We start from the raw sequence: 19,715 nt of genomic DNA, 5'->3' as shown, positions 1-19,715 counted from the left end.
GCGTTTTATTCAGTGATTGTTATGGATACTGGATAATGCCGTAATCTGTCTGAGCTTCGAATTCTACCGAGAGCTTCCTGTTTTCTCTGTCCAGAGACCAGGTGAAATCGTTCAGGGTGGTGACGCCATCAACGTCAAGAATCTGCGTTTTAATCGCGCTGATAGCACCGTTGATAGTGACCTGCTTGCCAAGAATGGACTGGAAATAAGGTGTGCCAAAATCACCATCCAGGAACCATTCACCACGGAACAGTGACAGCCTGAATTCAATCTGCTGCCTGACGCGCTCGGCACCGTCTACATACTGGACAAGGCCATCTGCAAACGAGATTTTTCCGTCAGTTAATCTGAAGTCGATCATGGAGTCCTCATAAAGAAAAACCCGCAGTTAAGCGGGTTGTGTATGGTAAATCATCTAGTCAATTAACGAATTGTGCGCTCGATAATGCCAATCTTCTGACGCAAGTTCTCAAGGTGGTGCTGCAGGGAAAGTAGTTGAAATAGCGCCGCTTCAACTTCATACCCCATCTGACGCATATCACCGAGCATCTTTCCGAGAGGGTTCGGATTATCTCCGTTCGGAATCAGCATATCAGCTGGATATCGCCATGGCGCACTCAACGCTCTGTCATCAAGACCGCGCATCCAGCTATATTTCTCGAAGTAGCTCATAGGGAAAGAAATTGGCAGCGACATTTGCTTATTTGCCTTGCCGAGATACTCACCCTCAAGTGCATTCAGGTACTCAACTGCTTCCCCAACTTGCGCCGGGGTGAGTTGATGAATGTGCTTAACATCAAACTTACTATGAACGTGCTTCCAAATGTCAGGATAGATTTTGCCCAGCCCGGTAGCAATCAGTCGTTCTGCAGTCTGGCGCAAAGGCGTGAGCTGTGTAGCAGTGGACTGGCGATTCTTTTTCTCTGCAATCGGCTTTTCGTACACACCATGTTTGCGAATGGCAGGAAGAACCTCAGCAGTCACCCACTTGCGAAAAGCATGAGGGACAGATCCTTTGTTCACAGCATCACGGCAGCGGAGAACCAGTGTGTACATTCCGGATTCGCTGACAATACTCGAATCCCGTGCCTGCACCACGCCATTTGAGCTGGTGTAAGTTAAACTTACGTCAGCTTTTTCGTCGTCATCCAACGCCTTAAGGGACATGCGGGAATTAGACAGGCTAAGCGCATCACACACATCCTGCGCCACAAACCATGGCTCTCCATTTTTATCTATGACGCGAATTTCGCTCTTGCCAAAGCGGAAAATAGTGAAATCTGATTTTTCTTTTGCTATGATCTTCATTGTTAGTTCCTTGCAAGTTGCTGACAAATTAGAAACCTCATCCGTTGGCGCGGTTGGGGTTTCGTCGTTTTTACGCTTTAATAAAGCCATCTTCTTTCAAGCTCCTTTCGATGCGTTTGATCACCTCACTGTTAACCGAGCGACCCTCTTCTTTTGCTACCTGCTTAAGAAGAATTTTCAACGCCTCCGGGAAACGAATCCCTGTTGGCGGTATGTTGCTTGCGTTTTCCAAAATAACCCCCTCTTTGTCTACATGATGTAACCAAATAAATACTACAGCATGTAGCTATCATGTCAATAGAAAAGTCTCTACATTATGTAGCACTGTTTTTAGATGGATATCTGAGATGAAAGGTGCCAGCCATATCGCCCCGCTTGGGGTCAGACTGCCTGAGGAGCTAAAGTCCTCATTACAAGAAAGAGCCAGAGATAACGGAAGGTCTATGAACTCTGAAATCGTGCAGATACTGCAAGATGTCATTGATGGAAAACTGACGGCGGTTGAATCGGAGCAACTGCAACTTATCAATCAGCTTGCACGCGAGCAACGCGATATTATCACCAAGCTGGAACGTCTTACAGCTGAAGCAGACAACAAAAAGCCCACCTGAGTGGGCTTTATTTTCAATACTTATCCAGTTTTTCCACTTTGTAAGTGCACTTTGGGCTGACTTTGATGGTTGCTATGTATCTCATATCAACACCGAAAGAGTTTTTGTTCTGGAAATTTACCGATAGTTCTCTTGTGCCGTCAGGATATACTCCCAAGTCCTGCTCGCTGGTAAGCCAGTCAACATCTACTGTGGCGGGATTGGTTGAGTTTTTCTTCAGCAAATTTTTAACGTTGGTAACGTCATAGTCTGAAGGGCAAGCCTTGGACATCCATTTTTCATACTGAGTTTTGACTTCCGGTAGAACTGCGGCGTCTTCAGCATCATAGTAGCGCCCCTGCTTGTCTTTCAGGTCGGAGATATCAAGGTCATACTTCCCGCCCCCCTGCGTGTTGACAGTGAAAACCTTGCCATCTCTTGTTGACGACATTTCAACTTTACTGCCAGTCTTTGCAGCTATGCGATATGCTGCTGCGCTCACCAGATCCTTATAGTGCTTCGCCTGTTTGCCCATTTTCTTTTTAAGGCTGGGGTCTACTGTGCCGGGGCGATCATAGTACCACTGCTCAACATCAGCTAGCCGGACTATTCTATCGCTGTCAGTCTCGCTTTTCTTTTCGGCACTTGCAGCAGACGCCTCACTTGGCGATGTAATATTTTTTTTGCCGTCAGGAGAAAAGAAAACGAAAATAACAAAAGCTGCGATAAGAAATATAAAAAACCGACCAAGCTTGAACCCGGGTTTCTTTTCCATTAGTTTTTCGGCCCTCCAGTTGTGCCGCCACTGTCGCCAGTGTGTACATGAGAGCCTATTTTAATGCCATTGATAATCACGTCGCCAGTTACATTCATCGTTCCTGTGACGTTTGCCACGCCGCCCGTGCCGCCAGATGCCGACATGCCGCCCTGATAGGTGAATAACTGCTCCACTGTCATCTTACCTTTAACGGTGTGCAATGGCGTGGTCTCAACGATGCCGCCTGGCGCATTGATGGTAATCTTCCCGTTTGCATCAATAGCAATGAAGGCGTTGCCAAAATACATGCGCATATCGCCGTTACCCGGCACTGAGTCGTTATAGTCGCCTCCGGGGATAACGTAGCTGTCTATCAGGTCGAATTTGCGCAGGTCGTCTGGGTCATCAATGGATTGCTGGCAGACGATAAGCAGGCCCTTATCACCAGCCATTACCGGCCCTTTCACTCCAGCCTGACCGTTGGCGAATTTCGGCCACACCAGGCGTTGACTATGCAGGATGGGAAAAGCGTTGCTGTCGCCATCTGGGTAAACCTTGTTGCCATCGGGGCGAACGGTGACGCGCCCGTTGCTGTAGCCCGTAATGGTACACGGGATAGCGGTGTTCACCTGGTCCAGCTCACTGCCAATCATCTGCGTCAGCGCTTCAATGAAGTCGTTACGATCCGCCATCTTTTGGATACCTTAAAAGTGCTTCGACGTTCCACGCCTGTCCGTGTGTGTCACCGGTGTATCTGGCTTCCTCTACACGGAAGAACTCGCCATCAATGCCACGCGAAATGAGTTTTATGTATGAGCCAGGGTAAATAGCCGGGTTCAAGAGAGACTGAACTCGGTAACCCTGAACTTCCAGTGTCACACGGTCCTTCATTTTTGCTGTTGGCTCTTCCACATCGACTACGGTGCGAATGACGCCCTTCTGTCCGTATTTGATGCCCTCTTTCGCCGCTGATTTCTCAGTCATGGTCTTCGCCTCGCGGCGAGGGTAGCCAATCATGCCAGTGTCGTTCGACAGCACTACAGCGGTATCGCCAAACACCCCGCCTTTGCGAATAACCTGTAATTCACCATCCTGTGCCGACCATTCCAGACCGAGGAAATTACACACTCTGTCCATAGCGTCACGCGCCCTACCGTTATACGCAAAGCCTGCCTGGTACTGGCGGTCAGTCACGCTAACGGACATTTTGAGCGGCAATCCAAAATTTGCTGCTACAGAGTTAAGTACGGTAATGGCTGAAGTGTTTGGTGGCTTGCTGATAGAAATTTTCGCGTCTCGCAATGGTATAACGCTGTCCCGCAAATCCATCTCTGTGAGCACATCAGCGCCATCCTGGTATGTCAGCGATCTGCAGACCGTCCCTGTAAATAAAGTAATTGCACCTACGTCCTGCTCATAACCAGCTTTCAATATGACGATATTGTTAATCGTTTCCATCATCGAGATTGTATTTTGCGAGGCATTGTAAACTTTCAGGCTGCATTTGTTTGCCGTTTTGCTGGAGGTTTTTTGAATATCAAACTCAAATCGCAGGTCTTTAATACTTACCGCTTCTCCACCAGGCTGGCCTATAATAATTTCAGCCGTTCTCAGAAATAGCGGCATCTAATTCATCTCCAGTGACATACACCAGCGTGAAATCTGTCCCCATCGAATCAAAATCAGGTTCCTCTTTGGTTCCGTAAGCCCGCAGGTAAACAAAATCTCCGTCAAACTGCGACAAGGAGAGGTAGCCGATAAGCGGATAATCACGCACCATGCGTATACCGGTGACGATGGCGGTGGATTCTCGGTCGAAGATGCTCAGTGACCAGAAAGAGAATCGCTCATTCCACTTAGTCCGCAGGGTGTAGGTCTGGTTGCCAATTGCTATATCTACTGACTGACTCGGGAACCCAGACTGAAAGTTAATTGTGATCATTGACTCCACCTTCCTATAGCTTCCGATAACGTGTTTTTTAATTTATCAGTCGCGTTTCCTATCCCCTTCGTTAGACCTTCAAGCGTGCCAACGTCTGACGAGGCTTTCCCCAGGCTCTGATTGCCACCTGCCCGATGTTTAGTTGCCTCGTCAAGGCTATTGGAAGTTCCAGCCTTACCGCTGCTGTCGGTTTGTTTCTTCACTCCAACCCCCTCGGGAAGGCTGGTCGTCTGAGTGGATACCATGCGCACTTGAGTAGCCTGGATTGTGAACACTATGGCATCGCCAACATCCGGCGTGCGGGGTATGTTAATGCTGGTGATAACCATGTTTTCATATACCGCATATCGGGTATAAATGGTTACCAGTGACTTTGACTTATAGAGCGCGTCCAGCGTGGAAAAGGCTTTGGCTACTGCGTCCTCTTCGTTAAAGCCATTGACTAAAGAATTAAAGATGTTGGAACCATTAACCGGGGTATTACTAATCATGCCCGTTACCGTCAGATTACGGGGTCGCTCAATGATGTGATCGGCAACTGGCGATCCGTTCTCAACCGGGTTTTGTGTTACATCTCGCTGCCAGTCGTGCGTTTCGCTGTCGATTGAGTCGAACTCCAGATTTCCCACAGATTCATCACTGAGTGAGAAAGTGCTGGTGCTGTTTGAATTCCATAGGAAGCCAAGAAGGTCAGTAAAGGCCATTATTTGGTTACTCCACGGTTAAATGACATGTCATCGTTTAACGAACTCAACTTGTAGCCAACGTCATTGAAAACAGATGAACCCACGTTTCGTAAATAATCAGCCTGTTCCTGAGTTGTTCCTGATGGAACCTCAATTGACCCGATTGAAATAGTTACGGATCCGGATTGCATATTTTGAGGTGTGCCAGATGCATTGTATGGAGGAACAACAGGGGGATTCATTATATTAACCCCTGTATTTTTTAGCACGCCATCGCTACCCACTCCCTGCTGGTTAATATTAAATTCACGAATTCCCCTAATCGAATCACTCCACATTTTTGGCACATCAAATGCCCCAAATGTTTTATCGTTAGCCCATGACGCCCACTGCCCAAGATCATCAGTGAGCCACCCCGCCTTTTCTTTTAACCAAGGGGCAAACGATGTTGTGCCTAATTTGTCGCCAAGAGACTGCGCTGAATCCTGGAAGGTGTTCATGAAATCTTTCAACTTCTGAAGAATGTTTAATGCATACCTAGCCATTGCAGCTAAATCTCTTAAGCCACCTGTTATGCCATCTATTTCAGAATGATAGTTTTTTGCAGGGCCTATTGCTTTTTCAAGCAATGATGATTGATTGTTGAGCCACCTGTAGACATCTTCACCAGCAGCATAAAGCAAAACAAGACCGGCAATGATCAAGGTGATTGGCGAGGTGAGAGCCGCCCACGCTGCAGGTAATGCCCACAACAGGCCCAAAAGGCCAGCAGCACCAAGGGCAACACCCAGAAGCTTAACGGCATTCTCAGCGCCACCTAATGCGTCAACGATAACATCAAGCGAATATTCGATTTTATCCGCCATCCACAGAAACTTATCGGCGATCCATGATATTGCTGATGTGCTTCTGTTAAGTCGGTGAATGAACATATCCCAACGGGCCCCGATGATTGTCATCGCCTGGGTGACCGTCATCGGCATTGAAGCAAATTCTTTTTTCACTTCGCCGGACATATTCCTTAGTGCATTGACGATCTTATCCGCTCCGATACCGCCACCCTGTCCCTGTGTGGCCTGCACCATCTGATTAAGCGTCATACCAAGCGATGTCGCCAGGCGAGAAGCGAAGGCATCAGAGTTTTGCATGATGATGCGCATATCAGCCCATTGCAGCTTTCCGACCGCAATAGCCTGAGTCAGCTGCATCATTACACTGGTTGTCTGCTGCGTGTTTGCTCCAGCAAGTTGCAGACCCATAGCCACGGAATCTGTAACGCTGAGAAGGTCCTGCTCAGATTTGATAAGTTCGTGAGTGGCCGCGCCGATGCCGGTATATGCTTCGGCGTAAGACTCGATACTCACCCTTGCATCACTGGCGTGCTTAGACAGATTATCCATCGCCTCAGCGCCGCCGTTGGTAGATGTCACCATCTGCCCCAGACGAAACTCCAGCGACTGCATTTCATCAGCAATATGGATGATGGATTTTATGCTGATGCCCGCCAGGACACCTGTCAGAACGCCGCCCAGACCACGGAAGCTCTCTGTGACGCTCTTAACCTTATTATCAACTTTATCCAGGTCGCGCCCGGTGGCTTCTCCGCCAGTTAATCCAAGGCGGATCAGTAATTCGCGTATAACCACGTTATTCCTCCGGGGCGCTGTAATAATCAGTCATGTCTATCAGGCCGTTAAGTTTGATGATGTCCTCTACGGACACCTGTCCGGATTTGACTCCCTCAACGGTACACATTTGCCGCAATATCGGACGCCACACCCACAACTCATCATGAACGTCAGGTCTTAGCTTGCCTTCACGTTTTGGTCGGCGATGGCTTTCTCCGCTTTTTCTTTCGCGAGCGCCTTCGCTTTGGCTACTAATCCCTCGGGGGTCAGTCCAAACAGGCTCAATATTCTGGTGAAAAAAGGGGAGAAGTTCAGCTTCAGCACCTCCCAGATCACCTCGAAGAAATCAAAGAGAGTGTCAACATTGAAAGCCTTATCAACGTTTTGCTCACTGTCCAGCTTGACGCCTACAGTAATACTGGAGGCCATCGCATCACGCATAATCGGCATAATGACCGTCTCCAGGGTCCTTTCATCAATGCCAGAGAGCAGCGCAATGGCGTTGGCTTCTGTGCCCTGGGTCAACCCTTTGTCCAGCAGGGTTTTCAGTTTCACCAGATGTTTCGCAGCAGAAAACGCATTCATTTTTGCCGCTGAGTATTCGTTTCCATTTACTGTGAAGGTGTGCATTTCCATCAGTTATTACCTCCTACGTACATAGTTAATGCGGCTGAAGCAAAGGTCCACACGCGCTCGCCAACAGCGTTCGTGGAAAACGCAACAGGAGGAGCGGTTTGCAACCAGCAATCAGACCCGGAAATCACCGTGCGTCCCGACATATCAACCACGCTTACAGGGAAAACGGCATTACCCTCAAGACCAAGGCTGTCCATGTTTAGCAATGCTGACAGCGCATCGTTCGCGAGGCTGGTTTGCAGCAAACGAACTTCTATAGTCCCGGACTTATCGGTGTTCTTGGCTCGCCCGGTTGAGCCATCAAGCCCGGTTCGCTTTGTGAAAAGGTCCGTTGATCGAGTCGCGGTCACTGAGTCTCCATCAGAGAAACCATATAGCGGAACAACGCCAATAATCACGTGAACTTCAGAGCCGTCAAATGTGCCGGACAGGCCGTAATTAGCAGACATTTAAAGCTCCTTATTCGTAGCTGTAAGAAAGAGTGCCGGTAATCTGGACAAGCTGAATAGCACCAGCCAGCAGGGCATCAAATGTGATATAGAGAATCCGTGATGCTTTGGTGTCAGCATCAACATCTGCAGCGTTGGGGTATGTCATTTTGAATCCAGGCACAGTATCGCCCAGGGTGTCTTTCTCATCCGGAGAAATGACGCCCTGCAACTGTGCATTCTGCAGGCGGGCGCGAAGTGTGTTAACAATCAGCGCAATACCTGCGTTTGTGTAAGGGATTTTGCCGGAGCGGATCATCACACTGGCGATTGACGTCTGAATATCATCAACAAGCCAGTCACGGTCACGAACAATGTCAATCCATTCGCCTGAGGCAACCTTGCCTGATGCTTTGGTTTCGGTGCCCACACCAAACAGATAGATGTTGTCTGCATATTGCTCGTAGGTATTCGCGTTTTTGCTGATAACCCACGACTTTTCAGTGTCGGTGAATTTACTGTTGGTCACAGTTACCAGAGACTTCAGCGCAAACACGGTTTGGCCTGGGTCTTTTGTGAAAAATCTACCCATTACTGCAGCGTCTGGGTATTCCGTTGAGGATTGTCTGTGAGCAATAAGAACGGTCCTCAGATATTGTGCTGCCTGTAGCTGGCTGGCGATGTCATCTGTTGCGTTTGACCATACTGCAGGTGTTGAAGTGCGTGAAAAGAACAGCTTCGTTTGCGTCTCTGTCCACGCCGCACCCTGGTTAATCAGATCATCACTCAGTTCGACCAGTGACCAGCCGTACCAGGTGTTATCCTCAGCCTTAATCTTGTCCATATCTGCAGCCAGTCCGGTATCACTACCCCTGGTCAAAAGGGATATATTGCTCACAGGAGTAATGACCGTATTGCCGGGGTTGGATACGTTCGCGCTGAGAACGTTATCAGTCACTGTTGCCACTGCGAACAATGATGAGACGCTACTCGCCGCCAGAGCATCTCCAATCCCCTCCAGCACTGCGGCAACATCATCGCCGTCTTTAGCTGTGTAAGTGACGCTGGTTCCGTCCACCGTAAATGAGTAGATGCGGCCAGTAACCGGATCAGATGACAGACTGATTGCAATTGCGTTTGCATCCCTGCGCCCAACATAAGCCTGTTTTGGTCGCGGGGTCTGGCTGAACACTGCCTGCAAAGCTGCCAGTGTACCAGCGTCCAGATTGTCACCGGTCGCCGCCGAATAGCTGCTGTATTTACGCACGCGATCACTAAATGCTGTGGTCGGTGAGACGATTAGCGGGATGCCGAATGAGGCTTTTCCAACCGAAGCCGTGTTGAGTGAGATATCAACATTGGCGATTTGATTTAATGATGACATTGACAGCTCCGTAGTTAGTCAACGGTGATAGTTTTATGCACGGTCTCGCCGCCGACATTCCCGGTGGCGTCAACGGTTTCGATTAATCCGACATCGTCGGTGTAATTTGCTGTGTAGCGGAAAGAAAGGTCGACATTTGCCATAGGTTCGAAATTGGCGCTGTCGCGAAGTGCGGTCAGGTCAGTAACGTTGCCTGTGTCGCTGATAATCATATTCAGGCGGCGCATGGCGTATCGGGACGTTGTCTTGCGGATGGAATTAACCAGATTGTCGGCGTTCTCTCTTGCATCACTCCCGAAGAAATTCACCATTATCGTGCCTTCTCTGGTGCCTTTAATCGGCATCAGGCCGCCACCGTCCACTGCGCCATAGTCATCGCTACCGATAGTTATTCGTGAGGTAACCTGGTATGTGGCATAGGGGAGATTCGGGCGCGGCCCGTTCTGATTGGCTCGAATAATGGGAATGTCGATGAGGGAGGTTAAGAGGGATTCGGCGACAGACTCAACCAAATCAGCCATCGTATTTCCTCACGCAATAATATTTGTAGTGCGGGATGATTCCGTTCTGCCACGGCTCGCGGTGGGTCAGTTCATAGTTGTGACCGCCGATAACAATCAGCACCGGCTGAGACAGAGCGCTGTCGCTGGTAATTTGCAATAGCGTGTCGCTGTACAGGCGGCGATAATCGTCAATTCTGCGCCCTTCTGGAAGGTGCTCAATCTCCTGAGTGTTCTTTATCGACTGAACGGAGAAATAAGTTGTAGATTCGACGTAGGCACCATCCTGCCATTCACCATTCACATACTGTCCTGATGATGGGGTCCTTACGGTGTACGGCCTGCGAAAAGGATTCATTCTTTAGTCGTCCCGTAATCGTGAATGGCAAAAGTTACAGAATTAAGCATCACACCTGAGTCAATAAGTGGTTTCGCTGATTTCTTTCGGCGGATTGTTGCTTGTGAGTTAGCCTCCCAATTACCATTGCGAATACTTTTCTTTATTCCATCCACCATTCTGACGCCAGCTGCGTTAAGGGCTTGAGTAATTGTAGATCTACCAGTGACCACAGCGCGGACACCGTTTTGCATCACCTTTTCAAGCGTATTTATGTTTTCTTCGAAATACGTACGCATAAATGGCCGGGAAGGAATGGTGCGCTGCCCGAAATTTACTGTATGAGTTGTCGCATAATTTGACTTCTCTTTCCTGGTAAACCTAGCCCCGCTGACTCTCTTAAATTCTGTGCCAGCAACATTCAGATTTTTGGTGGCGCGAGAAGAAAAGCCCCCTTTGCTATTTATTTTCCGATAAATAGTCACGTCTCTGGTGTGCGCCTTGATAACTGCGCCAAATTCGTTCCATGTTGCATATTGAGCGACCTGTAACCCATCGTTTACTGCTCCCTGCTGAATCCCTGCAACAACCTCTTTGCCGCCTGACTTTTCAAGTTCGCGCTTAAGTCTGTCAAAATTTATGCGCTTATCTTGTATCTTTACGGACATACACAGCCTCCCACGACTCCCCGCGTCATCAGTGCAAATCCACGTCCAAGCCGCTTACGCAGCATCTGAAGAAGATTTCCGTATGTCGTGCCAGATAGGTAATCCGCGTCACTGGAAACGCTACCGTAAGTGATGGACAGGTCTCCCTCCTTGCGTGACAGAATCTTGCCAACTGATGTTGATCCATCCTGAGAATAGCCACCAGGTGACGCCATGATATGAGCGGCCATCAACGCAAGGGCGACATTCAAGGCCTTACCATAATCACCCTCACATACAAACAGAGAGGCGAGGTCGATGTAGCCCAGCACAACGGGATCAGGAACAGCCGCAAACTCAGGCGCTAACTTGCGGAATATCTCCAGTGCCGTCAGTCCTTCAAATGCGGCGATATTCATTACTTGTCGGCCTTGGTCGATTTGGTTGATTTCTCTACAGGAGCGGCATCCACCTCAGCATCGGTTTTAGCCAGTACCAGCTCACCACCATCCAGCGCGGTTTTTACTGAAGCAATTTCTTTCCAGCTATCGTCAATTTCCGCAGTCTGGCCGGGGATCAGCTTTTGTCCGGCAACGTAATAAAGGCGCTTCGATTTGTTGGTGATTTTCATATTTTATCCTCAAAAAAAAGGAGCCGTCTGGCTCCTTAAATACCTTTAATCAGGTGGATGGTGAGAGGTCGGTAGACCTGTACGCCGGTAGCGCGGCTGTGGCATGGGATTTTGAATGCCAGGTTATTCGCCTGTGGCGGTAGCTGTTCGAACGGCTGCGGGATTTCCATTGAGGCGTTGTCCGGGTCACGGTCCATAACGGTTGCCGCTTTAGTACCGTTGCCGTCGATGTCCTCCAGTTCATTAACGCGCACCCACTGAAGTCCAGGATACTGCGTGTTGAAGTAGGTCATGTATGAGGTGTTGGTGTTCGGCATAGGCTTGGACAGCACCTTGAACTTACTTGGCGGCAGTGCAATCAGGTTTGCGCCATAAAGACCCTTAGTGATTGTCTCAATGGCCGTGACAGCATCTTCCAACTCACCTGAAGCAATCTCGCCGGTGGTCCACCCTGCAGAAGTGGTAACCGGAATGTTCGGGTGATCGAGGAAGCCGACAATCTGGTAATCGTCGTCGCCATGAAACGCCAGGTCATTAACTTTCACGTCATGGGCGCGACGAGCGGCGTTTGCCAGGCGGGTAGACAGGTTCTTACCTGTTGCCTGAGAGGCGCGGATTTCTTCCAGGCTGTACTCGTAGAAGTTACCTAGTGAGTAAACTTTTCCTGTTTCCTCGCGATAATTAACGCTGACATTTGGCAGGTCATCACTGTAGTCAGCGATAATACGCGCCATACCGACAGCATCCCAGATGCCATATGTGAAAGTTTTAATGTAAGAAGGAAGCTCGCTGGTTACCGGGAAAAGAGTGGTCGCAGTGAGCGCAGGATACTTTTTCTCGTAGACTCGCTGCTTAACGTAATCCAGCTCACGGGCTAAGAAGATGGACTCGCCTTCATCCATATTCATGCCCTGCACCGCCATGCCAGCCTGAATAGCATTCAGATCGGCTTCGTCATAATTCATGTGTTCCATTATTTTTCCTTACGCTGAGGCCGGTTCTGCGGTCTGGTTGCGGAGCTGCACTTCTGCCAGATGAACAGTTGCGCCTGTGTTATCGATGTAATCAGTGAATCGGCCAGTAAGCACCCAGCCAAGAGCTGCAGTTCCGCCAGTTGCTGCCACTTTCCCGGCATCGTCGCCAGAGGTGATCACACTAACCATCGTTCCCATAGCGGGCGCAGATGTCAGCGTAGTTACTGCCCAGATTCGGCCAAATGTCATTACGTTAACGGCGTCGCCATTTTCATACTGGCCTGTTGAGCATCCGTACTGACTGAATCGGCAAATGCCCATCAGGTTTGCAGCATCGCCTGCAGCGGCAACCTGTTTAACGACACGTTTGTCATTCGCCACTGAAACGCGAGCAACGACATAGCCGGGTTTAATTGCACCCTGAGCGGCATTACAGCCGTCAGTATTTTGCAGTGAGGAATCAGAGCGCATGCCAGGCATGGCGATCTGCATATCGTTATCATATGAGAGCTGGACGGCCATTATTTGGACTCCTTATTGCCGTGGAGGCGATCAATGTATTTCTGCCGGGCGGCAGCTGCGCCAGTTGGCTGAGCTGCATCGTTGCGGGCCTCTGCCCTGTCCTGATTAACGATCTGGCGCTGTTTTTCCATTGGCGCGCTGTCAACCGCAAAGTCGAATGCTGCTGAAATGTATGCATCGTCCTTGCCGTCGAGGTTCAGACCTGGCTTGAGTTTGATAATGACTGCCTTTTTAACTGCTGCGTCATCAAGGCCATCGCATTTGATGCCGTGCTTGCTGGCTTTAATTTCCAGTTCAGTACGCGATTTAATCGACTTTTCTGCGTCTTCACGCGCAACCTTCAGCTTATTATCAAATTCAGCAGCGTCGGCTTTCAGCGTGTCTCGCTCTGCGGTCAGCGTGGTGATGGTGTTGGTTGCGTCGGACAGCTTAGATTTAGCGTCCTCGGCATCCTGTTTCAGCGCCTGATATGCAACAACCACTTCAGGGGCTGCTTCATATTCGAGGCCGCTGTCTAAGCGGAGTTTTTGCATTGTTGTACCTTTTGGTGGGTTGTCGTCAGCGTCGATGTTGAGAACTTCCTCATCACCGTCGAGATTCAGTGTTGCCACATCTCCGGCTCGAGCCTTTGAGACAAGAGCCAGATGGTTGATGCGTATATTGCGCTGCACAGCGTCATACGGTTGCCCGTTCCACTCGCCTGGGGTTTCGTCCAGGTCAAGCCGGTAACCGAGTGACAACTGTTTTGACTTGCCAGTAGTTGCTCTGCTGATAGCTTCGTCGGCGTGGATGATGATAGGAACCTTCAGGTTGTCGCCATCCTGCTGCGCAATATCCAGCATGGTGCCCACCTGATGTCGTTTTGCGTTCTTCGCATTGACCGCGCCGGGATGGCCCAGGGTAATCGGTTTACCTTTGAACGTTGCCAGGGAGTCAGCTTTAAATACTTCCTCAGGAGGGCGAAGCTCGCGCCTGACGCTGCCATCTGGATTGCGGTATGTCTGGATGCCAACGCGGCCAACAACAGGCGTATCCTGGAGGTAGCCATCCTCATTTACGGACGCGCGAATCTCTCCCACGTCATAGCGGGTGACTTGTTTCATAGTCTTTCCTAAATATCAGGCAATAAAAAAGGCCGCCGTGGCGACCTGTTAGATGCATTGACTATTTATTCTTTAATTTTTCTTTCTCAAGCGCGGACAACAGCCTCTCTTTCCATTCTTCGAAGTTGAAGTTGTGGTCACTGCTCTCTATTGCTGAAATGAAAAAATCACCATTTTCCAGCAACTCCTCCACAAGCGGGATTAGCTGATTGCCGTCTTTATTTTCCATATTACACCTAGCTCAGGCCGGGAATAACCGGCGACCATGTACACCGACAGTTTATCTCTTCTCCTGGAAGAGTCCAGTTGCCATCCATTCTTTATGCGGCTCAGCCGCAAAAACGAATTGCGTCATGACTACCTCCCGATTCAGTTAATATCAAACACACTACCAGTCCAGTCAGGCTCTGCATAACAGCGACAACGCACTGGCTGTCCGGGGTGCCCATCAGAAGGAGGTGATGACCATTTAAAGGACTTACCTTCGCGGTCGATGTGTACCTGACGCTCACGATTATCCAGGACGCCACGCCAGATATAGCCGTCAATCCCGGCATCTTTCTGACGCTGCTGCGTGAGAGCTGAGTTGGCCTTACCAATCTGGTCTACAGCTATGAGCTTTGCGCGATTCTCTGATATACCGTAGCGCTCAACTATCTGGTCTTTTATTGTTCCCGCGCTGGTGCCATTCATCACTCCGCGCTGAATGATTCCCTGCATATCATCCAGCTGACCGGTTGGTATCGACTTAATGAGCCGGGTGTTTTCCGATACCCATACCTTTTGCATGTCAGCAAGCCACGGCTCGGCGCGGTAGGAATCGACGCCCAGCACGCCGGATGATGTTGGCACAATCGTCTGCCCGGCAATCACCGCCTGTGATGGTGGCAATTCAAAGCCTGTTCCGCCCTTCACAACCAGCCTCCATTGCCGGTCATTAATCTGACTGGTCAGCGAAAACAGATTGGGCAGGCGCTCTATTACAGGGCTGAATATGCGATTTGAAAGATTTCTCAGAGCAGCTAGCACAGACGACATATCGTCATCCCAGGCATCAAAGCGAATATCACCGTAATAATCGGTAATATTGCGATTAAACTGCCTCGTTGCTTTCAGTAGTGCGGCCCGATACGTTATTTCCACGCTGACCGGATGTAGCCAGATCAGTTTCCTCTTCATCTGGCTAATCCTCATCGTCAGTCATTACATAGCGGCCACGCTTACGCAACGTATCGCGCATTTCGATCTGCCCAAGGACACCATTTTGCATATAGCGCTCGTCGGCCTGGCTTTGAGCGTTGTCTGTTTCAGACTGCTCTTTCTCGCTCGGCACAGACAGCGGATTGAATTTAATCGTCCAGGTCTGATCTCTGGTAAGCAACGAGACAGCTTTCTCAATCGCTGGGCGGGCTTCATCTTTTTGCTTGCGCCCTATGAGCTGCTTCCATGATTCAGGCACTGTTGTTTTGTCAGCACCCTGACCTGATGGCGTCTTGGTGAACAGAATTTGCTCATCAATACCGGTCAATGCAGAAATCCGTAGCTGCTTCCTGTCCTGCACGTCCACAACGCCTGCCAAATCGCCCTGCATCAGAACGTAATCTTCATCATCAGCATCTATGCCGATCATGTTGTTTATTGAACGGGTCATATCGACCATGTTGATGCGCTTGCGGGCGATATCGCTTCCTTCATCGTCCTGACACATTGTTGACAGACCCTTGAACTTCCAAACAGCCTGTTGTTTGCGTTCAAGTAAGCTGGTTGCGTGCTTGTGGCTCATGCCGAAGTCGGTCAGGGCGTCATAAATACCCTGTAGGCAAGACGCACCCCAGCCCTGATTCTGATGCCTTACCTGATTGGGTAACCTCTCTCCGTCAAAAATATGGCATCGGCTGGCATGAACGAAATATGGCGTGCCAGTGAAGGGGGTTATCTGGTAAACCTCGACCTCACCAAAATTAGCACTTGATGGGTCGGCATTACGCAGATGAGGCTGAACCTGATATCTGTCATAGACGCGAACAAACTCTAACTCACCGTCTGTCATCGGCGATTCCAGATCGCCTCCATCATTAACGCCGAACAGCATCATTGAACCGCCGTATAAACGCGCCCATGCCACTGCATCAGTGAAATGTTGCGTCAGGTTCAGCTCATCCCAGCGAGAGTGGATAGCTGGCTCGTCGCTTGCCCCGTCGATAGTGAAGCCGGATCTAAACATTTCATCAGCCACAATATCGATAATGCGGCGACCAAGACCATCGCCCAGATAGATGCTGTCCAGCGTGGGCTTATCAATGAGGCGTGCAAATTTAATCCTGGAATAAGCAGATCGGTCGCCAGCATTGCCAACGTTCATGAACACATTCTGATAGCTGTCCATGTTCATTCGCTTGTCGATTTTCTTTTGCTGTCTGTTGTTGCGTTTAGCCATTGCCTCACCTTAACTGGCGAGGGCTTTTAACCTCTCCAGCGCGTTAGAAGTTGGCGCAAAGGCCATAATCAGGGAATCGGCCATGTTGGGCGACGGAATGCCGCGCTTTTTCATGTCCTTTTTACTCTCTACCTTTACCCTGCCATTGTTGTCGTAATTGACTCGGGGCCTGGATAATTCAGCTTTGAGGTATTCGAGGTTTTTGATACTGGATGAAATGCTGATTAGTTGGTCATCGGGAAACTTCTCGCCATGCTCTACTGCACGCCAGGTGTTATAAAACCGGTCACGCACTCTCCACCATGCCTGTGCCTTGAGGTTTGAGAACATATCTTTATTGGTTTTCCCCGGCATATAGATGGCATCAGGCTCGAACACAGCGGCTCCAGCGTTAAAGCCGTCAACCTGCCGCTTAGCTACGCGCTTCATGTGAGCCTTTACGCCAGCGCCAACACCTATTGAGTCGTAGGTTATCTGGTCAGCCATGACACTATCTGCAAACAGGTTTACCCGGTTAGAGGAGTCAATTACGTCGCCCTTCGACCACTCCTCAACATCAAGCACTACAGAGCCGTGGGCATGCGTCAGAGCGTTGCTGTCTTCGCCTTCATCAGCGACGTCAAATCCAATGCGCTTTTTACCGCCGGCACCAAACCCAAGTTTCAAATGTGCATCGACAGCCGCAGCAATCCACGACGGTTTGATAATCGCCAGTTCACTATCTGCTACCGGCTGCCCTTCCCAGATGTGCTGGTAAAGATCGAAGTCTTTACGTTTGCATTCTTCCATCTCCAGGCGGAGAACGTCAGGAAAATGCGGGTTGTCGGTGTAATTTACCGTCAGCAGACAGATGTCGCCAGGCGGAGAAATAACGAAGCGCTGATGCGTGTCGTCAAGAATATTCTTCGGGTTATAGCTCACCCAAATCTCGCTGCCGGGTTTACGAATAGTTGGGATCAGAACGTCCCAGCTTTCTTTCGTTACCGCCTCAGCCTCTTCCACCCAGCAAATATCGATGCCTTCGAGAGATTTAACTTTAGTGACGTTGTTCTTAATGCCGTAGAACATGAACAGACTGCTTGTCGCCAGATGTCTGATGTAGTTACGCTGAATCTCAAATTCTTTCAGATACCCTTCACGCTCTATCGTGTCGCTGATGAGCTGTATTACTGAGTCCTGAATACTGGCCTGAAATTCACGCGCACAAAGGAATCGATATGTGCCGCGCCTTGCTATCTCAACCAGCAATCGAGCCATCGACCATGATTTCCCTGAACCACGTCCACCCTTAGCCACCTTATAGCGATGTGGCTTGATGAATGGGCGAAATGCCGGATTAAGTGTTGTCATCTTCGAAGAGCGCCGTTAGTGGCCTGGTTTCAACCTTAATTGGTCCGCCATCAGGACCGGTGTGTTCGTGGGACGCCTGTTCTTTAAATGCCATTACCGAAACGTGTTTGCCTAGCAGTTCAAGGTTCTTCACCTTGTCCGGCCATTTTATTTTTTTGAGGATGCCAGCCAGCTCTTTCCCGCCGTCTTCGCCGGTGCACTCGAACATTTCTGCCAGGTCAAAGCCGGAGATGTATCGCCGCCATGATGCGGGCCAGTCAGTGACCGGCTTGAGCGAAAGGTCATCCCTTACAATGTCGAGCACGTCCATCTGGTCTATTTCAACCAGGCGTCGGAGCACATAACTTGCATCAATGTTTACTTGCTCGTTGCGTTGCGCTTTGAGTTGGGCGATCCTGTTCTGAATGTCAAGTTTTGACAATAACTGAGCGGCAATGCGGTTAGCGGTCTTTTCGCTGTACCCCGCCCGAATGGCCGCTTGCGTGGCGTTCAAATCGATGAGGTACTCGCGACAGAACATTTCTTGTTTGTCGGTGAGTGCCATTTGAGTTTCCATATAAAAAGGGATGTTTTATGCCTAAAAATCAACTTCCAAAAACCGCTCCTAAATACAACATTGGAGATATTGTCTATTTAGTCACTGGAGGACCGGCTATGTCTGTTTCGAGTCAGGAACATGATTATGAAGGTGGCACATATCCGTTCAACGGAAAATACAAGTGCCAGTGGTTCGCTGGAAAAAAACTTGAAAGCGGCACATTTCCTGAAGAGTCTCTGACTTCTACCAACCCAAAGCCATAAGCCCAAACGCTCCAAAGCTGTCTGCATTAGAGATTTCTAACTGGATGATGAAAGCACTGTTTCGAGATGGATGCCTTTATCAGCAAGATGTTGTTGACCACCTAGTTAAGATGGATAACGAACAACTGCTAAAAGAAAATGCTGATGGAAATCTCGCATTATCTACCCCTGTTATAAACCAATTCCGCAAAGACAGCGGTAAAGATGTAGTTTGGGTGAAGCCTGAAAAGTATTGGCGCTACCGCGTCCCCGAAGATGAAGAGGGTCGAGAAGCGCGCGGCTGATATTCATGGCGGCCAGTTTTCTTTTTGGTCGCCATAATTTTCACTTTTCATAAATGGGAATAATGCTGAATCCGATGATGGTTTCCAGTCGAATTCCTATGCATTCGCCATCTCTACAGGCCATAAGAAAGCCATTTTTTATGTCAGGATCAGGACTTGCTGTTATACCAAGATCAAATTCTTCATCGACCGAGTGCCAGCATTTCACCTTCCAATGCTTAATTAATCTGATCATAAATAGAATTTCCTGCTGGTTAACTGGATATAACCCTCGGCAATGCTGATACCAGCAACCGATGATTCATTGTGTTTGTTCTGTCAAAGACACTCAGTGAATGTCTTTTACAGAATTTTATAAACTAGCGTTTAAGCACAGTAACAGTCGTGCCAAATCCTGAACCTGCCCATATCCATATAACAAATGGCTCACTGAATGTTGCTTCTGCCTTCGCTCCTGACAGCGTTAAATCTGTTGGTTTGCTGTCTGAGTCCGCGAATCTGAACACGCCATCATCTGCCAGCACATAGGCTGTCTGGGTGCCGTCAGTTATCTGCACCGGATCAGCAGTCAGTGTTATTCGCTCTGTTGTCATGCAAATTCAATCCTCTTCATATAACGCACTCCCCAATTCCTTTGAGCGGGTGGTATCGTGAAACTGTCGTCTGGCGTTGCGTACGTGTCGCTCTCGCCGTTGTTGTAATGAACAATCATTGATGATGCGCCGGTAGTGTCGACAACGACTGAAGCCGCTGTGCGTGATGCTTGCGCG

The 19,715-nt window shown here is 49.3% G+C and carries 31 protein-coding genes; 3 read left to right on the top strand and 28 right to left on the bottom strand.

Going from position 1 to position 19,715, the window contains the following annotated elements; all coding sequences use genetic code 11:
* Positions 1–19: 19 nt before the first annotated feature.
* From GSQ70_RS10660 to GSQ70_RS10650, 3 genes are all read right to left on the bottom strand, one after another.
* The gene (locus tag GSQ70_RS10660) at positions 20–361 is read right to left on the bottom strand and encodes a hypothetical protein (protein WP_158782510.1); all 342 of its coding nucleotides are present in this window, start codon (positions 359–361) and stop codon (positions 20–22) included.
* Positions 362–423: 62 nt separating this feature from the next.
* Positions 424–1,308 (bottom strand): BRO family protein, encoded by an 885-nt coding sequence (locus tag GSQ70_RS10655; protein ID WP_158785281.1) that lies wholly within the window; start codon positions 1,306–1,308, stop codon positions 424–426.
* A 70-nt stretch (positions 1,309–1,378) separates the two neighbouring features.
* The gene (locus tag GSQ70_RS10650) at positions 1,379–1,540 is read right to left on the bottom strand and encodes an Arc family DNA-binding protein (protein WP_158782509.1); all 162 of its coding nucleotides are present in this window, start codon (positions 1,538–1,540) and stop codon (positions 1,379–1,381) included.
* 115 nt (positions 1,541–1,655) lie between these two features.
* Between GSQ70_RS10650 and GSQ70_RS10645 the strand changes: the two genes are divergently transcribed.
* Positions 1,656–1,919, top strand: coding sequence for an Arc family DNA-binding protein (locus GSQ70_RS10645; protein ID WP_158782508.1), 264 nt, complete (start codon positions 1,656–1,658; stop codon positions 1,917–1,919).
* 13 nt (positions 1,920–1,932) lie between these two features.
* On the opposite strand, the gene GSQ70_RS10640 is transcribed toward GSQ70_RS10645, so the two are convergent.
* The 22 genes from GSQ70_RS10640 to GSQ70_RS10535 form a co-directional block, all read right to left on the bottom strand.
* The gene (locus GSQ70_RS10640) at positions 1,933–2,673 is read right to left on the bottom strand and encodes a hypothetical protein (protein WP_158782507.1); all 741 of its coding nucleotides are present in this window, start codon (positions 2,671–2,673) and stop codon (positions 1,933–1,935) included.
* Positions 2,673–3,347, bottom strand: a complete 675-nt coding sequence (locus GSQ70_RS10635) for a Gp138 family membrane-puncturing spike protein (protein ID WP_158782506.1) — start codon at positions 3,345–3,347, stop codon at positions 2,673–2,675. Before GSQ70_RS10635 ends, GSQ70_RS10640 begins: the two co-directional genes overlap by 1 nt.
* Positions 3,334–4,281, bottom strand: a complete 948-nt coding sequence (locus GSQ70_RS10630; protein ID WP_158782505.1) for a hypothetical protein — start codon at positions 4,279–4,281, stop codon at positions 3,334–3,336. The genes GSQ70_RS10635 and GSQ70_RS10630 overlap by 14 nt, the downstream gene beginning before the upstream one ends.
* Positions 4,256–4,597, bottom strand: coding sequence for a hypothetical protein (locus tag GSQ70_RS10625; protein WP_158782504.1), 342 nt, complete (start codon positions 4,595–4,597; stop codon positions 4,256–4,258). Before GSQ70_RS10625 ends, GSQ70_RS10630 begins: the two co-directional genes overlap by 26 nt.
* Positions 4,594–5,301 carry a phage baseplate protein gene (locus GSQ70_RS10620; RefSeq protein ID WP_158782503.1) on the bottom strand — a complete coding sequence of 236 codons (708 nt, stop codon included), beginning with the start codon at positions 5,299–5,301 and terminating at the stop codon, positions 4,594–4,596. The genes GSQ70_RS10625 and GSQ70_RS10620 overlap by 4 nt, the downstream gene beginning before the upstream one ends.
* Positions 5,301–6,929, bottom strand: coding sequence for a tape measure protein (locus GSQ70_RS10615; protein ID WP_233268272.1), 1,629 nt, complete (start codon positions 6,927–6,929; stop codon positions 5,301–5,303). The genes GSQ70_RS10620 and GSQ70_RS10615 overlap by 1 nt, the downstream gene beginning before the upstream one ends.
* A gap of 159 nt (positions 6,930–7,088) precedes the next feature.
* A complete protein-coding gene (locus GSQ70_RS10610) occupies positions 7,089–7,547 on the bottom strand; it encodes a phage tail assembly chaperone (protein WP_158782502.1) in 459 nt (152 codons plus the stop codon).
* Positions 7,547–7,996: a phage protein gene (locus GSQ70_RS10605; RefSeq protein ID WP_158782501.1), complete on the bottom strand. Its 450-nt coding sequence runs from the start codon at positions 7,994–7,996 to the stop codon at positions 7,547–7,549. The genes GSQ70_RS10610 and GSQ70_RS10605 overlap by 1 nt, the downstream gene beginning before the upstream one ends.
* Positions 7,997–8,006: 10 nt before the next feature.
* Positions 8,007–9,359, bottom strand: a complete 1,353-nt coding sequence (locus GSQ70_RS10600) for a DUF3383 family protein (protein ID WP_158782500.1) — start codon at positions 9,357–9,359, stop codon at positions 8,007–8,009.
* A 14-nt stretch (positions 9,360–9,373) separates the two neighbouring features.
* Positions 9,374–9,880: a hypothetical protein gene (locus GSQ70_RS10595; protein ID WP_158782499.1), complete on the bottom strand. Its 507-nt coding sequence runs from the start codon at positions 9,878–9,880 to the stop codon at positions 9,374–9,376.
* A complete protein-coding gene (locus GSQ70_RS10590; protein ID WP_233268271.1) occupies positions 9,873–10,163 on the bottom strand; it encodes a hypothetical protein in 291 nt (96 codons plus the stop codon). The genes GSQ70_RS10595 and GSQ70_RS10590 overlap by 8 nt, the downstream gene beginning before the upstream one ends.
* 50 nt (positions 10,164–10,213) lie before the next feature.
* Positions 10,214–10,864, bottom strand: coding sequence for a hypothetical protein (locus GSQ70_RS10585; protein WP_158782497.1), 651 nt, complete (start codon positions 10,862–10,864; stop codon positions 10,214–10,216).
* Positions 10,855–11,262: a DUF4054 domain-containing protein gene (locus GSQ70_RS10580; protein ID WP_158782496.1), complete on the bottom strand. Its 408-nt coding sequence runs from the start codon at positions 11,260–11,262 to the stop codon at positions 10,855–10,857. The genes GSQ70_RS10585 and GSQ70_RS10580 overlap by 10 nt, the downstream gene beginning before the upstream one ends.
* A complete protein-coding gene (locus GSQ70_RS10575; RefSeq protein ID WP_158782495.1) occupies positions 11,262–11,474 on the bottom strand; it encodes a hypothetical protein in 213 nt (70 codons plus the stop codon). Before GSQ70_RS10575 ends, GSQ70_RS10580 begins: the two co-directional genes overlap by 1 nt.
* A 35-nt stretch (positions 11,475–11,509) precedes the next feature.
* Positions 11,510–12,448, bottom strand: coding sequence for a DUF2184 domain-containing protein (locus GSQ70_RS10570; RefSeq protein WP_158782494.1), 939 nt, complete (start codon positions 12,446–12,448; stop codon positions 11,510–11,512).
* Between the two features lie 9 nt (positions 12,449–12,457).
* Positions 12,458–12,970, bottom strand: coding sequence for a hypothetical protein (locus GSQ70_RS10565; RefSeq protein WP_158782493.1), 513 nt, complete (start codon positions 12,968–12,970; stop codon positions 12,458–12,460).
* Entirely contained in the window at positions 12,970–14,073 is a 1,104-nt protein-coding gene (locus GSQ70_RS10560) for a DUF2213 domain-containing protein (protein WP_158782492.1), read from the bottom strand. Before GSQ70_RS10560 ends, GSQ70_RS10565 begins: the two co-directional genes overlap by 1 nt.
* A gap of 61 nt (positions 14,074–14,134) precedes the next feature.
* Complete coding sequence (locus GSQ70_RS10555) at positions 14,135–14,302, bottom strand: hypothetical protein (protein WP_158782491.1); 168 nt, start codon at positions 14,300–14,302, stop codon at positions 14,135–14,137.
* 140 nt (positions 14,303–14,442) lie between these two features.
* Complete coding sequence (locus GSQ70_RS10550; RefSeq protein WP_158782490.1) at positions 14,443–15,252, bottom strand: phage minor head protein; 810 nt, start codon at positions 15,250–15,252, stop codon at positions 14,443–14,445.
* A gap of 4 nt (positions 15,253–15,256) precedes the next feature.
* Complete coding sequence (locus tag GSQ70_RS10545; protein WP_158782489.1) at positions 15,257–16,510, bottom strand: DUF1073 domain-containing protein; 1,254 nt, start codon at positions 16,508–16,510, stop codon at positions 15,257–15,259.
* A 9-nt stretch (positions 16,511–16,519) separates the two neighbouring features.
* Positions 16,520–17,860, bottom strand: a complete 1,341-nt coding sequence (locus GSQ70_RS10540) for a PBSX family phage terminase large subunit (RefSeq protein ID WP_158782488.1) — start codon at positions 17,858–17,860, stop codon at positions 16,520–16,522.
* A complete protein-coding gene (locus GSQ70_RS10535; RefSeq protein ID WP_158782487.1) occupies positions 17,847–18,404 on the bottom strand; it encodes a terminase small subunit in 558 nt (185 codons plus the stop codon). Before GSQ70_RS10535 ends, GSQ70_RS10540 begins: the two co-directional genes overlap by 14 nt.
* Before the next feature lie 29 nt (positions 18,405–18,433).
* Between GSQ70_RS10535 and GSQ70_RS10530 the strand changes: the two genes are divergently transcribed.
* Together GSQ70_RS10530 and GSQ70_RS10525 are read left to right on the top strand one after the other, a co-directional pair.
* Entirely contained in the window at positions 18,434–18,661 is a 228-nt protein-coding gene (locus GSQ70_RS10530) for a YodC family protein (protein ID WP_158782486.1), read from the top strand.
* A gap of 47 nt (positions 18,662–18,708) precedes the next feature.
* Positions 18,709–18,945, top strand: coding sequence for an ATP-dependent RNA helicase HrpA (locus tag GSQ70_RS10525; RefSeq protein ID WP_158785279.1), 237 nt, complete (start codon positions 18,709–18,711; stop codon positions 18,943–18,945).
* A 40-nt stretch (positions 18,946–18,985) separates the two neighbouring features.
* Here GSQ70_RS10525 and GSQ70_RS10520 read toward each other — a convergent pair whose 3' ends face one another.
* The 3 genes from GSQ70_RS10520 to GSQ70_RS25985 all read right to left on the bottom strand — a co-directional run.
* Complete coding sequence (locus GSQ70_RS10520) at positions 18,986–19,180, bottom strand: hypothetical protein (RefSeq protein ID WP_158782485.1); 195 nt, start codon at positions 19,178–19,180, stop codon at positions 18,986–18,988.
* Between the two features lie 124 nt (positions 19,181–19,304).
* Positions 19,305–19,538 (bottom strand): hypothetical protein, encoded by a 234-nt coding sequence (locus tag GSQ70_RS10515; protein ID WP_158782484.1) that lies wholly within the window; start codon positions 19,536–19,538, stop codon positions 19,305–19,307.
* A partial coding sequence (locus GSQ70_RS25985; protein WP_233268270.1) for a hypothetical protein occupies positions 19,535–19,715 on the bottom strand: 181 nt, incomplete at its 5' end. The genes GSQ70_RS10515 and GSQ70_RS25985, both read right to left, overlap by 4 nt.

It is taken from the genome of Pantoea sp. BAV 3049 (assembly GCF_009765445.1).
Taxonomy (GTDB): Bacteria; Pseudomonadota; Gammaproteobacteria; order Enterobacterales; family Enterobacteriaceae; genus Erwinia.
The sequence above is the reverse complement of the archived record's forward strand: the minus strand, read 5'-3'. Positions and strand labels throughout refer to the sequence as shown.

Coding starts and splice junctions, on each gene's coding strand:
- GSQ70_RS10605 (WP_158782501.1), bottom strand. CDS start 7,996: ATGTCTGCTAATTACGGCCTGTCCGGCACATTTGACGGCTCTGAAGTT.
- GSQ70_RS10660 (WP_158782510.1), bottom strand. CDS start 361: ATGATCGACTTCAGATTAACTGACGGAAAAATCTCGTTTGCAGATGGC.
- GSQ70_RS10575 (WP_158782495.1), bottom strand. CDS start 11,474: ATGAAAATCACCAACAAATCGAAGCGCCTTTATTACGTTGCCGGACAA.
- GSQ70_RS10655 (WP_158785281.1), bottom strand. CDS start 1,308: ATGAAGATCATAGCAAAAGAAAAATCAGATTTCACTATTTTCCGCTTT.
- GSQ70_RS10520 (WP_158782485.1), bottom strand. CDS start 19,180: ATGATCAGATTAATTAAGCATTGGAAGGTGAAATGCTGGCACTCGGTC.
- GSQ70_RS10580 (WP_158782496.1), bottom strand. CDS start 11,262: ATGAATATCGCCGCATTTGAAGGACTGACGGCACTGGAGATATTCCGC.
- GSQ70_RS10565 (WP_158782493.1), bottom strand. CDS start 12,970: ATGGCCGTCCAGCTCTCATATGATAACGATATGCAGATCGCCATGCCT.
- GSQ70_RS10595 (WP_158782499.1), bottom strand. CDS start 9,880: ATGGCTGATTTGGTTGAGTCTGTCGCCGAATCCCTCTTAACCTCCCTC.
- GSQ70_RS10555 (WP_158782491.1), bottom strand. CDS start 14,302: ATGGAAAATAAAGACGGCAATCAGCTAATCCCGCTTGTGGAGGAGTTG.
- GSQ70_RS10645 (WP_158782508.1), top strand. CDS start 1,656: ATGAAAGGTGCCAGCCATATCGCCCCGCTTGGGGTCAGACTGCCTGAG.
- GSQ70_RS10600 (WP_158782500.1), bottom strand. CDS start 9,359: ATGTCATCATTAAATCAAATCGCCAATGTTGATATCTCACTCAACACG.
- GSQ70_RS10550 (WP_158782490.1), bottom strand. CDS start 15,252: ATGAAGAGGAAACTGATCTGGCTACATCCGGTCAGCGTGGAAATAACG.
- GSQ70_RS10540 (WP_158782488.1), bottom strand. CDS start 17,860: ATGACAACACTTAATCCGGCATTTCGCCCATTCATCAAGCCACATCGC.
- GSQ70_RS10530 (WP_158782486.1), top strand. CDS start 18,434: ATGCCTAAAAATCAACTTCCAAAAACCGCTCCTAAATACAACATTGGA.
- GSQ70_RS10610 (WP_158782502.1), bottom strand. CDS start 7,547: ATGGAAATGCACACCTTCACAGTAAATGGAAACGAATACTCAGCGGCA.
- GSQ70_RS10625 (WP_158782504.1), bottom strand. CDS start 4,597: ATGATCACAATTAACTTTCAGTCTGGGTTCCCGAGTCAGTCAGTAGAT.
- GSQ70_RS10585 (WP_158782497.1), bottom strand. CDS start 10,864: ATGTCCGTAAAGATACAAGATAAGCGCATAAATTTTGACAGACTTAAG.
- GSQ70_RS10535 (WP_158782487.1), bottom strand. CDS start 18,404: ATGGCACTCACCGACAAACAAGAAATGTTCTGTCGCGAGTACCTCATC.
- GSQ70_RS10570 (WP_158782494.1), bottom strand. CDS start 12,448: ATGGAACACATGAATTATGACGAAGCCGATCTGAATGCTATTCAGGCT.
- GSQ70_RS10560 (WP_158782492.1), bottom strand. CDS start 14,073: ATGAAACAAGTCACCCGCTATGACGTGGGAGAGATTCGCGCGTCCGTA.
- GSQ70_RS10630 (WP_158782505.1), bottom strand. CDS start 4,281: ATGCCGCTATTTCTGAGAACGGCTGAAATTATTATAGGCCAGCCTGGT.
- GSQ70_RS10525 (WP_158785279.1), top strand. CDS start 18,709: ATGAAAGCACTGTTTCGAGATGGATGCCTTTATCAGCAAGATGTTGTT.
- GSQ70_RS10515 (WP_158782484.1), bottom strand. CDS start 19,538: ATGACAACAGAGCGAATAACACTGACTGCTGATCCGGTGCAGATAACT.
- GSQ70_RS10640 (WP_158782507.1), bottom strand. CDS start 2,673: ATGGAAAAGAAACCCGGGTTCAAGCTTGGTCGGTTTTTTATATTTCTT.
- GSQ70_RS10620 (WP_158782503.1), bottom strand. CDS start 5,301: ATGGCCTTTACTGACCTTCTTGGCTTCCTATGGAATTCAAACAGCACC.
- GSQ70_RS10635 (WP_158782506.1), bottom strand. CDS start 3,347: ATGGCGGATCGTAACGACTTCATTGAAGCGCTGACGCAGATGATTGGC.
- GSQ70_RS10545 (WP_158782489.1), bottom strand. CDS start 16,510: ATGGCTAAACGCAACAACAGACAGCAAAAGAAAATCGACAAGCGAATG.